This window comes from Corticicoccus populi (genome assembly GCF_042686195.1).
GTDB classification, from domain to species: domain Bacteria; phylum Bacillota; class Bacilli; order Staphylococcales; family Salinicoccaceae; genus Corticicoccus; species Corticicoccus populi.
Genome location: NZ_JBHUOQ010000001.1, coordinates 1532786 through 1547949 on the forward strand (window position 1 = coordinate 1532786; position 15164 = coordinate 1547949).

A 15164-nucleotide genomic window follows, 5' to 3' on the forward strand; every position below is an offset into this window, starting at 1 on the left:
TAACATACTAATTTCTAGGAGGATTGAGACGTCTTTAGCGATATCTCTGTAGTTTCTGGAGAAGTTAATATATTTAATTCCATCATTATAACTGGCACATAACTGGCACATGCAATAATTAAACCAGCCGATTACGGCTGGTCTTTTTATGCTCATGTTTTGCTCATGTTCTTTAGTAAAAATAGCTGTTTTAACAACTGTTAAAAATAGTAAAACATTGATTTAAAGCCATTTATAAAGTATGTGATAATGTATTTTCAGCAATATTATATTTGCAGGATATACCTGAATCAGTGTTTTAGCCCGTTATTACAGGCTTCATTTTTCCGATACGCTTTTCATAAGCTGACTAAACTTATTTGAAGCATCCTGTTTCATTGTTTTGGTCATACTGGCATAGATATGTTTATTACCGTGTAACGTCCCTATTCTATACCTGCCTCCCAATAACCTACTTATTTTATCATTTATTAATGTCATTGTTAAGGGATAAATCCTATTACTGACAAAAATAAAATGGACGTCCTTATATAGAATATGATTCTTTTAGTTTATTTCAAGCTTCACTTTATTAAGCTGCCTTAGTTATTTCATTTTGATAAACATTCAATTACCTGAAAAGCACTGATATTCTACGATGCTTACTTAGCTTTTTTAAAAACTGAAATCAGTAAGTAAACCAATAATATAATTATGAGGATAGAATATCCGATGTTGAAGGCTTCAATATCGAAGAAATTCACAAAAGATAAGAAAGTAATATTTAAGTCTTGAGCTACGTCCTCTATTCCCCTCACGTCAACTTCTATTTTATTTAAAAGCCAAAAAACTATGTATACGCCAACGAGTAACACTATCGAATTTATTAAAGCCTTTAGAAAGTTTTTCATTCTTTAACCCCTTTTAAATTTTATTTTACAAATATATGATACAACACTTTTTCATACAATTTCAGATAACACACCAGAAGTAAAATAATCAGCTGCAGCTAAGTAAATCATCCTCAACTATCTCCCACCCGCTGCAAATGAATTTCTAATCATCATATCATTATTTCCAATATAATCCAATAACAGAGTTAAGAACTAGATACCGTTAATAAAATTCCATATTTATTACTAAACTGTTTCACGCTCAGATTTTTATTGTAAAGATTCCAGAGCGGCTGGTGGATTATTATTTGCGAAATTGATAAAATTTAGTGAAGATACTGAGTAAGGACGGTAATTTATGAATAAAAATAAAGCAGTTGTTGTGTTTTCCGGCGGTCAGGACAGTACGACATGTATGTTTGACGCGCTAAACCGTTATGAAGAAGTTGAACTGATTACTTTTCAATACGGCCAGAGGCACGCAGAAGAAATCAATACAGCCAGAAAAATTGCAGATGAACATCAATTGAAACATCATGTGATGGATATGAGTCTCCTGTCACAGCTCAGTCCGAATGCACTGACCAATCACGACATGGCAATAGAAGAGACAGACTCTGTGCCAAACACTTTTGTACCGGCACGGAATATGCTGTTTTTATCTTTCGCTTCTGCACTTGCCTATCAGATTAATGCAGGCGTGATTATTACAGGTGTCTGTGAGACAGATTACAGCGGCTATCCTGACTGCAGGGATATGTTTATTAAATCGATGAATATTACCGCAAACCTCGCAATGGATAAAAACTTTGTGATTGAAACACCGTTGATGTGGCTTGATAAAAAAGAGACATGGGCACTGGCCGACTCTCTTGGAAAACTGGATTATATCCGTCATAATACACTGACGTGTTACGAAGGGGTTATTGGTGACGGCTGTGGTGAGTGTCCTGCCTGTAAATTAAGACAAGACGGTCTCACTGAATACTTATCAGAAAAGGAGGCTGAGTAATGTTTTACCAGACGCCCGAACATAACTATCAATATGAACTGAATAAAGACTTAAACTTTTCCGCTGCACATCATATACCTGATGAACGTGCGGGGAAATGCTCCCGTATTCACGGGCATACCTACCATGTTAATATCACTGTTGCCGGAGATACACTTGATGAGCTCGGATTTTTAGTCAATTTCTCCGCTTTGAAGGGCTTAATTATGGATGCCTTCGATCACCGGCTGATTAATGATCATGAAGCATTTAAAGACATTCCGCCGACTTCTGAAACACTTTCAAAAGTCATCTATGATATGGTGGATCATTTCATACAGACTGAACAGCCGAACGACTTAAGATGTCTCCAGATTATTTTAAGAGAAACACCGACAAGCTATGTAGTATACCGCCCAAAGGAGTATCGTTGATAATGAAAATACCTGTACTCGAAATTTTCGGACCGACTTTCCAAGGGGAAGGTGCTGTTATCGGCCGTAAAACGATGTTTGTCAGAACAGCCGGCTGTGATTACAGCTGCAGCTGGTGTGATTCAGCCTTTACATGGGACGGCAGTCAGAAAGAAAACATCAAAATGATGACAGCAGATGATATTTTTTATTCACTGGACCGGACGGCGCCGGGCAACTATAATCATGTCACCATCTCTGGAGGCAACCCGGCACTCCTTAAGAATTTGTCGGAATTTGTTGAAAAGGCAAAGTCACGCAATATAAAACTCGCTGTTGAAACACAGGGCACTGTTTATCAGGACTGGCTGAAAGATATTGACGATGTCACCATCAGCCCGAAGCCGCCGAGTTCCGGCATGGATACTGATTTTAACAAGCTTGAATTGATAATGAACGAACTCAATCAAAACCATTTCAATCTGAAGGTCGTTGTATTTGACGACACGGATTTTGAATATGCGAAAACCGTACACCAGCGTTACCCCGATACAGATTTTTACCTGCAGATCGGAAACCCTTATCTGGATGGTGAGCATATAGAAAACCATACCGCAAAACTCATGGCCCGCTATGAGTGGCTGGTGGAAAAAACAATGGCGGATACCGCGATGAATAACGTTCGTGTCCTCCCGCAGCTTCACACACTCCTTTGGAGTAATAAACAAGGTGTATAAGAAAGGAATGAAAATATGAAGATAGATGCATGGCTCGATATCGCCTGCCCTTTTTGCTACATCGGATTAATCAATTTTAATAAAGGGATGGAAGGATACAACGGCAGCACACCCCTTGAAATTGAATATAGAAGTTTCCAGCTTGAAAGAACCATCGGAACCGCTCCGACAGAAACACTCATCGAACGTTTATCTGAAAAATACAATCAATCTGAAGAAGAGACAAAAAATATGGTTGATGATGTAGTGACCCGGGGCCGGGACGCTGGAATTGAAATGAATATGGACAAAGTCCTCCCGGTAAATACATTAGATGCCCACCGGCTTGTAAAGTATGCAGTCACCGAGGGAAAAACTATTGAAACACTTGAACAATTATTTAAAGCCTATTTCAGAGACGGCATCAATGTTGCAGACCACGCGGCACTGATTGACATTGCAGAAAATATTGGGCTTGATACTACAGCAGTAAAAGAAATGCTTTCAGGGAATCAGTATAAGATGGAAGTCATCAGCGACCAGAATTTAGCCCGTGATATGGGCATCCAGGGTGTACCGTTTTTAGCATTGAACATGCAGTACGCTGTCGGCGGCGCCCGGAGTCCGGAAGATTACCTGAAAGCCGTCACAGAAATACAAAACCAATAAATTTAAAACACTCTTTCAGTTACTGTCACTTTATAGTATACTGTCACAGTGCAAACGAATACGAAGAGGTTCTTAGCCCAACCCTCTATAAAAAACTAAGTCACATCAGTCATGTGCCTTGAGGCCGCATGACTTTTTTATTTATTCTAAAGGAGTGTTTTGATGAGTGATCACACTAAAGATTTAAACCTGCTCGGTGACCAGAATGTCCCCTATTCATTCGAATATAATCCGGGGATTTTGGAAACTTTCGATAATAAATATGCGGGACGGGACTATTTTGTTAAGTTCAACTGTCCTGAATTTACGACACTGTGTCCGATTACCAATCAGCCCGATTTTGCAACACTGTACATTTCCTACATACCGGATGTGAAAATGGTGGAATCAAAATCTCTTAAGCTGTATTTGTTCAGCTTTAGAAATCATGGCGGCTTCCATGAAACGAGTGTGAATATGGTGATGGATGACCTCGTAAAACTTATGGATCCGAAGTACATTGAAGTGTGGGGAAAATTCACCCCGCGCGGCGGCATCTCTATTGATCCGTATTGTAATTACGGCAGACCCGGTACAAAATTTGAACAGATGGCTGAAAACCGTATGATGAACCACGATTTATATCCGGAAAATATCGACAATAGATAAGAGAACAGGGCTTTGAATTTCTTTCGTAATATCAGGGAGGAAATTGAATGTTATTCTATTTAACTGCACTATTTTCAGGATTACTCGTACTTTCAAACATACTTGGTATTAAAATATTTATGATTGGCAGCTTCATGCTGCCTGCAGCAGTACTCGTTTATATGCTGACTTTCCTTGTGACAGATGTCATCGGTGAAGTATACGGCAAAAAGACAGCAAAACAAACAATCAGGGCCGGTTTTATTACGCAGATTATTGCATTAATTTTTATTTATCTCGCAATCGAACTCCCTCCTGCACCAGCATTCGGCATGCAGAATGAGTATGAAATGATTTTAGGCGGAAGTTTTCAGCTCATCGCAGCAAGCCTGATTTCATATGTCGTCAGTCAAAATATTGACGTCCATATCTTTCACCGCCTGAAAGAACGACACGGCCGTGAAAAGTTATGGCTTCGTAATAATGCATCGGCAGCAGTCACACAATTTGTAGACACTGCTCTCTTTATCACGATTGGATTCTGGGGCATCATGCCTTTTGAAGTGTTAATCAGCATGATTTTCATGCAGTACATCGCTAAATTCATCATTGTTCTGCTTGATACACCTATTGTTTATGTGCTGGTTTATTTCGCAAGAAAATACCAGATGAAATCAGACCGCAGCAATTCTCAGAACCTTGCATTCGACAACTGATCAATCAGCCCGCTCACAGATAGTGGACGGGCTGATTTTTTACTAATCTGAATGACGCTCTCTGCATTTTAATTCTCTCCATTAAAAATACGGTATCTGCCTCAATCACAGATACCGCACTTTACAACTATATTCTATTTCTTATCATTCACTTCAGTTTGTTCTTCTTTCTGCTCTGTTTCATAAAGGACTGTCTCTTTTTCTTCTTTTCTCCTGCGTCTGCGCTCTCTGATTTTAACAATATAAATACTGATTTCATACAATACAATCATTGGTGACACCGTAATGATATGTGTGAAGAAATCCGGCGGAGCTATCAACGCAGTAATGACAAGCAGTCCAAAGTACACATAGAGCCTGATATTTTTCATGATTGTCGAATCAAGCAGTTCAATGTAATGTAGGAATAGTACGACAATCGGAAGTTGGAATATCAAACCGAAAGGCATTGTTGTCATCAACAGAAATGACATGTACTCATCTGCTGTAACCAGTACATCAAAGTTCTGCTCACCCATCTGGATTAAGAAATAATAACTGATTGGATGAACAACAAAATATCCAAAGCTGATTCCAAGGAGGAATAAAAACATCATAAACGGAAAATATGATTTGATGAATTTCGTTTCTTTCTCAACCAGTCCGGGACTCATAAACTGCCATAAATAATAGCAGATAAACGGCAGACTCAAGCCTATTCCCATCGCTCCGGAAGTTCTTAAGTAGAAGCGGATGACCTCAAACGGCCCTCGGACAATCAACTCATGTCCCTTTGTTAAATAAGGAAACCAAAACTGGATTGTTGTGAAAATGAGGATGAAAAATGCCGCAAATACAAGAATAGATTTCACTAATACACTTCTCAGATCGTCCAGATGTTCTATCAAAGTCGCATCAGGATTCTCAGCCGTCAGCTTACGCCTTTTATTACTATTCTCATCACCGCCGCTCGTGAGTGCTTTTATTAAATTTTTACGAGGGTTTTTATCCGCCATTTCCTCACCTTCCTGTGTAAACAATAAGGCATATACGGTAAACGCATATGCCTTATTTCATGTCATCATTATTTTATTCTACATGAAATCAAACTATTCTGCATCAATAAGCGGGCCGTTATCATCCAGATACATTTCAATACCTTCTGCTGCACGGTAGGCAAATGCACCTACTGTACATGTCGGGTTGTAACCGCCGTTGTGAGGCAGGGAAGATCCGCCGATAACAAATACATTATCTTCATCCCACATTTGGCAGTAGTTGTTTAATACACTTGTCTCAGGGTCAGCACCTACAATAGTACCGCCTAAAATGTGGTCATTTAATGGTTTATAAATATCAAAATGCTCATCAAGTGTTCCACGGTTTAATGATACGGCTCCCATTTCTTCAATGATTTCCTGTATTCTGTCAGTCATAAATTCATGAGCTGCTCTATCGTGATCAGTGAAATCATAAGTCACACGCAGTAGCGGACGTCCGTAATCATCAGTATATTCAGGGTCTAATGATAAATAGTTATTTCTGTGCGGCAGTGTAATACACTGTGACGTTGCAGCTACAGAAGTGTTATATGCTTTAAGAGATTCTGTTTTAAATTCCGCACCCCAGTTTTTAACACCTTCAGGTACAGCATTTTCAGCAATCGGACGTTTACCCAGCTGCTTCATAGTGATAGAGCCGCCGTGAATAAAGTCCAGGTCGCTGTGATCAAAATGATCGCCGTTGTAATCATCAACAGATACACCAAGTGAACCGGCACCCATAGATGCATTGTATTCCCAGTCAAAGAAACCATAAACCTCAGGTGTAATATGGTGTGTATAGTTTTTACCTACTGTTCCTTCACCAGTCTCAGGGTCATATGGTGTCCCAAGATCTGAGTGCAGCAACAGTTTAGTGTTATTTGTAGTATGACTTGTGACAACAACAACATCTGCCGGCTGGAAAAATTCTTCATGAGAACGTGTATCTACGAAAGTAACACCTGTCACTTCATCGTCTTCTTTTGTAATTTCAACCACATTGGCAAATGTACGAAGTTCAAAATTATCGTGCTCTTTTGCTGCAGGTATTGTTGTTGTAATTGGTGATGCTTTCGCTCCCCACTCACAACCGAAACGTTCACAGAATCCACAGTACTGACATGCTGCAATAGTCTGTCCATCTGGATTTGTATATTCCTCTGAAAGGTTCGAAGACGGGAGTCTAAACGGATGGAGTCCAACATTTTCACATGCATCTGTAAATCTTTGAAGCAATGGTGTCATTAACATAGGCGGTGTCGGGAATGGAATGTTTCTCTCAGGTGCCAGAGGATTTTGCTCACCGCTCACCCCGGAAGTTAATTCATACTTCTCATAGTATGGTTCCATTTCATCGTACGTAATACCCCAGTCCTGAATCAAATAGTCGTCAGATATTTTATCTTCACCATATTTTTCATCAGTTTGAGATTTAATTTCAAAGTCATACGGCAGGTAACGCCATGTATCACCATTCCAGTGTACACCGCCGCCACCGACATCCGTTCCGATTAAATAAGCACCAAACTGTCGCATAGGCAGTGCTTCCTCATCCGGGTTACTTCTAAAGGTCATGGATTCTTTTGATAAATCCTGCATTAATTCCTGACCGATAACATATTTATATTCATCATGCGCTAATAAAAAGTCTTCTGTTTTTCTTTCTGCGCCACGTTCCAGTCCGATGACGTTTTTACCGGCTTTGGCAAGTTCTGCAGCAACAATACTGCCTGCCCAGCCCATGCCGACAACGACAACTTCTTTTCTATCTAATTCTGTAGCCACTTAAAATAAGCCCCCTATAATTCTCTTTTCATTCATTACTTAACTATTAATGGTCATGCTGCACATGAGATGCCATCGCCTGAGGCTCCATCTCATTAAATTCTTCTGATTCAATTTCATTGATGTAGCTCATATAAGCACCAGGGAAGCTCTTCATTTCCCAGCCTGCCATATCTTTGTTACCCCGGTATAACGGGTCTGCATAAGTTCCTGAAAGCGTCGCAAGTCGCAACTGTTCAAAGAAATAGCTTGAAGGTACGCCGACCATATCAACATCGCCGTCCTGCATTGCCTGCAGTATTTCATCCTGCTGATCATCTTCCAGCTCATGGAAAAATTCAGCATCATGATTGTCTCTAGCTTCTCTGTCTAATGCTGAAATTCCTTCTAAATAAACTTCCCGACGGTTCATCGCATACTGCGGTCCCTGATATGCTGTTGCTGTATCTGGTTTAAACGGTCCTTTTCTATATTCTTTCGAATTCAATCCGTAACCGCCCGCAAGTTCATGGTCAATAAAAAAAGCAACACCAAGTTCTGCTGCCCCGGGACCATTATCATCTGCAGGAAATATTCTTTCAACTGCTGCCTGAATCGTATCAAACTGATCTTGTACATGGAAAAACTTCAGTGCTTTAGAGTAGTCCTCTGCTGCTCCACCTGATTCCTCAGAAGCACCCTCACCTGCAGTTGATTCTTCGCCAGTCTCTACTGCCGTATCACCGTCTCCGAGTAATGACCCTAAATATGTACCGGCAACCAGTGAACCTGTCGCAACGCCTGACATTTTCAAGAAATTACGACGGGAGAAAGATTTTTCTTCTTCGTCACTATGATTTTTAATTTCATCGTTAGACAATACATTCACCTCTTAAAAAATTATTAACTTTATAGATTTTACATGATAAAATGAAAATATACAAGGAGGTTACACAAATGAATATTCCTTTTTCAAAGGTTTCTCATTATCTATTTAAGCCTAATAAGGATGTTGAGATTAAATATTTAGAAAATGATTACAGTGGTGAAATCACTGTAACAGAATTTCTAACTACTGATGCTAAAGATCATCTGGCCGGTTCTTCCGAGGATAAATATGCGGCATTTGTAAAAGATATTACTGATGAAGTACGCAACCAGATTCGTCAGCTGAATTTTTACCGCTATGTCAGTATTGCATTGCTGCTTCTCTGCATACTCATCCCAAGCCTGTTCAGCTTCTTTTTAACAGGGAACCACTGGGTAATTATCGGCGGTGTTTATTATTCTTTCTTTAGTTACTTGCTTGTAGAAGCGTACATTCAAGCCAATAGAAATTACTTTGAAGATATACTCTATAAAGAATTTCAGAATAATTATTTAAAAAATTAAGGATACAGATGCTTTCGCATCTATATCCTTTTTTATTTCCCGGGAAATTTCTTTATTTATCAGAGACAACTGCTGTCTTTGCGTATAAATCATGAAGGGCTCTTTTGTCTTCTCTTGTCACCATCATAATCATTGAAATGACTGCCAGTATACCGAAAGACAGGGGATAGACAATCAACATGAATAACTCTCTTTTCAACATTACTTTATAATTAAGCGGTGATTGATTCATTGTTAGAATATGAATCGAACACACACGTTTTCCTATTGTATAACCTTTCCATCGTAACGGAACAGCGACCATATATATAATTGTGAGACACAGCATCACTATATTGAAGATGAAATTATCACTTCGTTCTGTGACGTACGTGAATCCAAAACTAAATCCTACTATAAAACCACTCGGCACACCGATAATAATGATATCCAAAATACGTGCGGCGAGTCTCGGCAGTAATCCTCTAAACTCCAGCAAAGTTGTACCCTCCCAGTTTGTGCATCCATTTTATACTAACATATATTTTGTAATGAGAATGTAACTTGTATATATTGCCTGAAAAATATATAATTTCTTAGCTGGAAATAATTTAATAGAGGTACATTATATGAATAATAATGAAAAAAAGTATGAATATTTGTCACAGAATCCTGATGTTAAAACGAAGCCGATAATGATTTCTCTTATTATCGGTGCATTTTTTGCGATTCTAAATGAGACACTTTTAAATATCGCATTAATTACACTGATGGAAGAATTCAATATCACACTGCCGACCGTTCAATGGATGGCAACCGGATTTATGCTTGTCATGGGTATCGTCATTCCGGTTTCAGCACTTTTACTTCAATGGTTTACAACCAGGCAGTTATTTATTGGAACAATGACTGTATTTACAATCGGAACGATCATTGCAGCAAGTGCGCCGACATTCTCTATTTTATTGACAGGTCGACTTGTTCAAGCGGTAGGAACCGGGATGCTGATGCCTATTCTTTTCAACGTATTTCTCCTGATTTATCCACCTGAAGTACGCGGTAAAATCATGGGTACACTCGGTCTAGTAATTATGTTTGCACCGGCAATCGGTCCTACATTATCCGGTGTCATCGTTGAATATTTAGGATGGAGATATTTATTTATCGTTGTCATCCCTTTTACAATATTCTCAATATTGTTTGCCTATAAATATTTAGTCAACGTATCGGAAGTAACAAAACCTAAAATCGACTGGCTTTCTGTCATTCTTTCTACAGTCGGATTTGGTGCAACGATTTATGGATTCAGTTCAGTTGGTAAAAGTGATGCAGGTTTTACCAACCTGGATGTTCTGATTCCTATGGCTGCAGGACTTTTAGGTATTATTTTCTTTGTCCTAAGACAGCTTAAACTTGAAGAACCTGTGATGGATGTACGTGTATTTAAATATCCGATGTTCTCCCATGCCGTTGTAATGTTTGTCATTATCGTTATGACAATGTTCGCGTCCGAACTGATTCTGCCGTTATACATGCAGGGGGCACTGCTTCTGAGTGCTGCAACAGCCGGACTCGTACTGCTGCCGGGAAGTATCCTGAACGGTATTATGTCACCTTTCATGGGTGCTTTATTCGATAAGGTCGGTCCGAGAGTCATGATGATTCCTGCAACAATCATTCTTGCAGGAACAATGTTTGTCTTCAGCCGAATGGATTTAAGTACACCAACATGGCTGATTGTTGTTGGTTTCATACTCATCATGCTGTCCGTCTCTGCAACAATGATGCCTGCTGAGACAAATGGTTTAAACCAGCTGCCGAAACATTACTACCCACACGGTACAGCCGTGATTTCATCACTGCAGCCGCTTGCGGGTGCAATCGGTGTTTCAGTGTTTATCAGTATCCTGAATACACATCAGGCACACTACTTGAGCGGTGTATCAAACCCTGAGTCAGAGCAGGCTGTCCGTGAGTCATTTGTTGCCGGTGTTGAACTTGTGTACTTTATCATCTTCATATTCACACTCGTTGCGGTACTCCTGTCATTTATTGTTTACCGTGCACGTCCGATAGATGAAACCCCTGAATCAGATGCAGTTAATGATGCAGAACAAAATTAAAAACCAGAGCCTGTCTGAGGCTCTGGTTTTTTTAATTTTCAAGTGATAATTTAATTTCAGGTGCGTCAGTGACTACAATATCACCCGCTTCAAGTAACGCCATGTGCGTTTTAGCACCGCCATAGCTCGGATCCCCCAGCTGAAGACGCATTTTACGTTCCTGATGACTGCCGTTGTATACATCAAATGAAAGATAGCTCTCTTCAGTATCCGCAGAAATTTCATAAGTCCCCGGCTCTATATCTTCTCCCACAATATACTGACCGGGAGGAAGGGCATCAAGCGGGACTGTCCCTTCAAATGGTGTAAATGACAGCGATGTGCTGTAAATCGTAATTTCATGCCCGTCGAATAAGTATGTAATAATTTCATCTGCAGCGGATTCATCACTCTCATCATCCGATACTACTGCGTTGACAAAGTTCTGACGTTTTTCTGATTCGCTCGTGACAGAAAAATTACCGCGTCCCTCAGAGCTTGTTACTCTGTAACGGCCTTCCGGAATATCTTTTCCAACCTCATATTCGCCTTCTTCAAGTGTTGTTTCAGTGCCCTGCCCGTTCAGTAATTCATAATTAAATAATGACGCTTCAGCATCATTTTCCCCGTTTCCGCCTGAACCTGACTCTGATGTACCACCGTCTGAGAACAGCCCGTTGATTTCATCTGCAAGAGAATCAAATGGGTTGCTGCATGCTGAAAGTATAATTGAAGACAGGAATATTAACCCCAGAAACTTCACTTTACTGCCTATATTCGTTTTCATATAGTGACTCCGTTCTATTTTATTGTGTCTTTTATTATATATGTCAAAAATATGACGGTCAAATACATAAAAAGTCCGAACCCACAGGTCCGGACTAAATAATCATATTCAAGTGATACTATATTTTCACTACTGAAATTTCACCGTCTGTTACTTCAACACTGACATGACCGACAGTATCTTCTTCCAGTATTAAATCAGTCAGCTGGTCTTCGACCTTATCCTGAATGACACGTCTTAACGGTCTTGCACCGAATCGTTTATCATAACCCAGTCTCACTAATTCTTCTTTCGCATCTTCAGAAATATCAATTCGGATTGACTGCTCCTCAATTGTTTTCTGTAAATCAGCAAGCATTAAGTTTACAATTTTCATCAAGTCTGTTTCTTTTAATTCATTAAACTGAACGATGGAATCAAATCGGTTCAGGAATTCCGGTTTGAAATAATCACCGAGTGTTTCAAGTGCGGAAACAGAATCATGCTGGTCCGGCGTAAAGCCGACACTGTTCGTATTCACACCCGTACCTGCATTACTGGTCATAATAATGACAGTATCTTTAAAACTCACAGTGCGTCCGTGTGAATCTGTTAAGTGACCATCTTCCATAATTTGAAGGAAGACATTCTGTACATCCGGATGTGCTTTCTCAATCTCATCAAGGAGTATAATGCTGTACGGATTGCGTCTGACTTTTTCCGTCAGCTGTCCCGCTTCGTCGTAACCGACATAACCCGGAGCAGAACCGATAATTTTAGACACAGTGTGTTTTTCCATATACTCACTCATATCGAGTCTGATTAATGACTCTCTTGAACCGAACAATTCTTCTGCGAGTGCTTTTGTCAGCTCAGTTTTACCGACACCTGTCGGACCGACGAACAGGAATGATCCGATTGGACGGTATTTCGATTTAAGACCGGCACGACTTCTGCGGACAGCTTTTGAAACTTTTTGCACCGCTTCATCCTGACCGATGACTTTTTCGGATAATGCATCATCAAGATTCCGCATCTTCTGCTGCTCATCCGTCTGAAGTTTTGTCACCGGAATCCCTGTTTTTTCTTCAACTATCAGCTGAATATCAGAAATATCCACTTCAATCGTCTGTTCTTCACCTTTCGCTTTTTCAAGCTGTTTTGTTAACTGAATTTCTTTATATTTAAGGTGTGCAGCTTCTTCATAATCCTCTTCTTCTGCAGCAAGATCTTTTTTCTTTCTAATATCCTCAAGCTGCGCTTCAATAGCACTTGAGTCTTTTTCAGAATTGGATAAGTTCAGTCTTGAACCGACTTCATCCATTAAATCAATCGCCTTATCCGGAAGAAAACGGTCCTGAATATAACGGTCCGACAGAGTAATAAACGCCTTAACTGCTTCATCGGAGTAACATACTTCATGAAATGCTTCGTACTTATCTTTAATACCGTTTAGAATTAATTCCGCTTCTTCAAGTGAAGGTTCCTTAACAATAATCGGCTGTAGACGTCTTTCAAGGGCAGCATCTTTTTCAATCTGTCTGTACTCTTTCAGAGTCGTTGCACCTATAATCTGGACTTCTCCTCTTGCAAGTGCAGGTTTTAAAATATTTCCCGCATCCATTTGAGAACTTTCGGCAGTTCCGGCACCGACAATCTGATGGATTTCATCAATAAATAAAATCACATCTTCTCTTTCTTCAAGTTCTTTAACCAACTGCTTCATACGCTCTTCAAACTGACCGCGCATGCTGGTATTCGCAACCAGGGATGCGACATCGAGAACGTAAATTTCTTTCTCCATTAATTTGCGGGGCACAGAACCTTCTTCAATCTTTAAAGCCAGTCCTTCTGCAATAGCGGTTTTACCGACACCCGGCTCACCAATTAACACCGGATTATTCTTATTGCGTCTGTTTAATGTTTCAATGACACGCTTCACTTCTTTTTCACGGCCGATGACCGGATCAATTTTCCCGTTTCTTGCATCATGGGATATATTTTTACCCAGCTGGTTTAACAGACTGTTGTCCTGTGCTGCTTTACGGCGTGTTTTTGTTCTTGTCTGTCCATTGTTACTTTGAAACTGCTGATTTTGTGAAAAATTACTGCTGTCGAATGATGCACCGCCGAATGCATCATTGTTATTCATCATTTGGTCTTTTATATCATTAAAACATTCATTACATAAATGTACCTGAATCTTTTGATTATTCATGTTCATTGCTAAATTTACGTTTGCTTCATTCATTCCACAGTTTTGACAAATCATATGTCATCCCTCCATGTTTTGATAGTCTAACTATTATTGACTTTGACTATCTTTGACTATAACTATATTATAAGGAGTCCATTATGACTTTTCAAACTTAATGCTTACTATATTTTAAAACTTTTTCTTTTTATTTCTTAGTATACTGAAGCCATAATCCGTCGCCTTCAACCCGCTCTGCATTCTTTAAATGAAATGCCTCAGGAACTCTTGAATTATTCTCATCATTATTATCAAATAATGCAGGACGGTTCAGATGATCATCTACAACCGGCGCAAGAATGATACTGACTTCATCAATTAATTCTTCCTTGAAAAACGACCAGTTGATACTTCCGCCGCCGGAAACTGTCAATGTTTCCACATCAAACTGTTCATTTAATTTTTCTGCTACAAGCGATAAATCCAAACGTTCTTCACCGCCGAAAATATATGAAATGTTCAAGTCTCTCAAGTACTCAAGATAGGCATCAGATACCTGTTCGGTCAACACTTGAATCACATGCATTTCAGGTCTCGTACTGTATTGAATCGAATTCTTCTGCCATCCGGCTTTTCCTGATGGATCAATAGATACGACATAACGGTCGAGATTAGTATCCGCCCTGAAATCTGTACGGTCATATTTTTTGGGATTATCATTTAATTCGGGTTCATGAAAATTCGTAAACGCTTCTTCAATCGTTCTTCTTCCTAAAAGAAGTGCATTCGAGTTGAATGTCTGGTCCGTGCGGTCATACGCTTTAGATATTGCTTCTGCATCCCCTGTAGAATGATAGGGACCAGTGATATTTCCATTGATAGACATTGTCATATGAACAACAATATACGGCTTTGCCATTTAAAATTCCTCCATTATCGTT

15 protein-coding genes and 1 riboswitch are annotated in these 15164 nt (G+C 39.6%); of the genes, 8 read left to right on the forward strand and 7 right to left on the reverse strand.

Annotated features, from left to right (window positions below; genetic code table 11):
- The first annotated feature begins 1230 nt into the window (after nucleotides 1-1230).
- From queC to ACFSX4_RS07760, 6 genes are all read left to right on the forward strand, one after another.
- Complete coding sequence (gene queC / locus ACFSX4_RS07735) at nucleotides 1231-1884, forward strand: 7-cyano-7-deazaguanine synthase QueC (protein WP_377773220.1); 654 nt, start codon at nucleotides 1231-1233, stop codon at nucleotides 1882-1884.
- Entirely contained in the window at nucleotides 1884-2297 is a 414-nt protein-coding gene (gene queD, locus ACFSX4_RS07740) for a 6-carboxytetrahydropterin synthase QueD (RefSeq protein ID WP_377773222.1), read from the forward strand. The genes queC and queD overlap by 1 nt, the downstream gene beginning before the upstream one ends.
- A complete protein-coding gene (queE, locus tag ACFSX4_RS07745) occupies nucleotides 2297-3013 on the forward strand; it encodes a 7-carboxy-7-deazaguanine synthase QueE (RefSeq protein ID WP_377773473.1) in 717 nt (238 codons plus the stop codon). Before queD ends, queE begins: the two co-directional genes overlap by 1 nt.
- A gap of 15 nt (nucleotides 3014-3028) precedes the next feature.
- Nucleotides 3029-3661 (forward strand): DsbA family oxidoreductase, encoded by a 633-nt coding sequence (locus ACFSX4_RS07750; protein WP_377773224.1) that lies wholly within the window; start codon nucleotides 3029-3031, stop codon nucleotides 3659-3661.
- 59 nt (nucleotides 3662-3720) lie between these two features.
- Nucleotides 3721-3766: riboswitch (PreQ1 riboswitch) on the forward strand.
- 57 nt (nucleotides 3767-3823) lie between these two features.
- On the forward strand, nucleotides 3824-4309 hold the full coding sequence (queF, locus tag ACFSX4_RS07755) for a preQ(1) synthase (protein ID WP_377773226.1): 486 nt from the start codon (nucleotides 3824-3826) through the stop codon (nucleotides 4307-4309).
- Between the two features lie 47 nt (nucleotides 4310-4356).
- Nucleotides 4357-5004, forward strand: a complete 648-nt coding sequence (locus ACFSX4_RS07760; RefSeq protein ID WP_377773228.1) for a queuosine precursor transporter — start codon at nucleotides 4357-4359, stop codon at nucleotides 5002-5004.
- Nucleotides 5005-5138: 134 nt separating this feature from the next.
- Here the strand turns inward: ACFSX4_RS07760 and tatC are convergent, their stop codons facing one another.
- The 3 genes from tatC to ACFSX4_RS07775 form a co-directional block, all read right to left on the reverse strand.
- Nucleotides 5139-5999 carry a twin-arginine translocase subunit TatC gene (gene tatC, locus ACFSX4_RS07765; protein ID WP_377773230.1) on the reverse strand — a complete coding sequence of 287 codons (861 nt, stop codon included), beginning with the start codon at nucleotides 5997-5999 and terminating at the stop codon, nucleotides 5139-5141.
- 93 nt (nucleotides 6000-6092) lie between these two features.
- A complete protein-coding gene (locus ACFSX4_RS07770; protein WP_377773232.1) occupies nucleotides 6093-7811 on the reverse strand; it encodes a GMC family oxidoreductase in 1719 nt (572 codons plus the stop codon).
- Nucleotides 7812-7857: 46 nt separating this feature from the next.
- Nucleotides 7858-8670: a gluconate 2-dehydrogenase subunit 3 family protein gene (locus ACFSX4_RS07775; RefSeq protein ID WP_377773234.1), complete on the reverse strand. Its 813-nt coding sequence runs from the start codon at nucleotides 8668-8670 to the stop codon at nucleotides 7858-7860.
- Between the two features lie 77 nt (nucleotides 8671-8747).
- Between ACFSX4_RS07775 and ACFSX4_RS07780 the strand changes: the two genes are divergently transcribed.
- The gene (locus ACFSX4_RS07780; protein ID WP_377773236.1) at nucleotides 8748-9182 is read left to right on the forward strand and encodes a hypothetical protein; all 435 of its coding nucleotides are present in this window, start codon (nucleotides 8748-8750) and stop codon (nucleotides 9180-9182) included.
- Between the two features lie 52 nt (nucleotides 9183-9234).
- Here the strand turns inward: ACFSX4_RS07780 and ACFSX4_RS07785 are convergent, their stop codons facing one another.
- A complete protein-coding gene (locus tag ACFSX4_RS07785) occupies nucleotides 9235-9660 on the reverse strand; it encodes an RDD family protein (protein ID WP_377773238.1) in 426 nt (141 codons plus the stop codon).
- A gap of 130 nt (nucleotides 9661-9790) precedes the next feature.
- On the opposite strand from ACFSX4_RS07785, the gene ACFSX4_RS07790 reads away from it, so the two are divergent.
- Nucleotides 9791-11284, forward strand: coding sequence for an MDR family MFS transporter (locus ACFSX4_RS07790; protein ID WP_377773240.1), 1494 nt, complete (start codon nucleotides 9791-9793; stop codon nucleotides 11282-11284).
- A gap of 31 nt (nucleotides 11285-11315) precedes the next feature.
- Here the strand turns inward: ACFSX4_RS07790 and ACFSX4_RS07795 are convergent, their stop codons facing one another.
- The 3 genes from ACFSX4_RS07795 to ACFSX4_RS07805 form a co-directional block, all read right to left on the reverse strand.
- Entirely contained in the window at nucleotides 11316-12050 is a 735-nt protein-coding gene (locus ACFSX4_RS07795; protein WP_377773242.1) for a hypothetical protein, read from the reverse strand.
- Nucleotides 12051-12168: 118 nt separating this feature from the next.
- Nucleotides 12169-14301, reverse strand: coding sequence for an ATP-dependent Clp protease ATP-binding subunit (locus ACFSX4_RS07800; protein WP_377773244.1), 2133 nt, complete (start codon nucleotides 14299-14301; stop codon nucleotides 12169-12171).
- 130 nt (nucleotides 14302-14431) lie between these two features.
- Nucleotides 14432-15142, reverse strand: coding sequence for a dihydrofolate reductase family protein (locus ACFSX4_RS07805; protein ID WP_377773246.1), 711 nt, complete (start codon nucleotides 15140-15142; stop codon nucleotides 14432-14434).
- Between the last annotated feature and the right edge of the window lie 22 nt (nucleotides 15143-15164).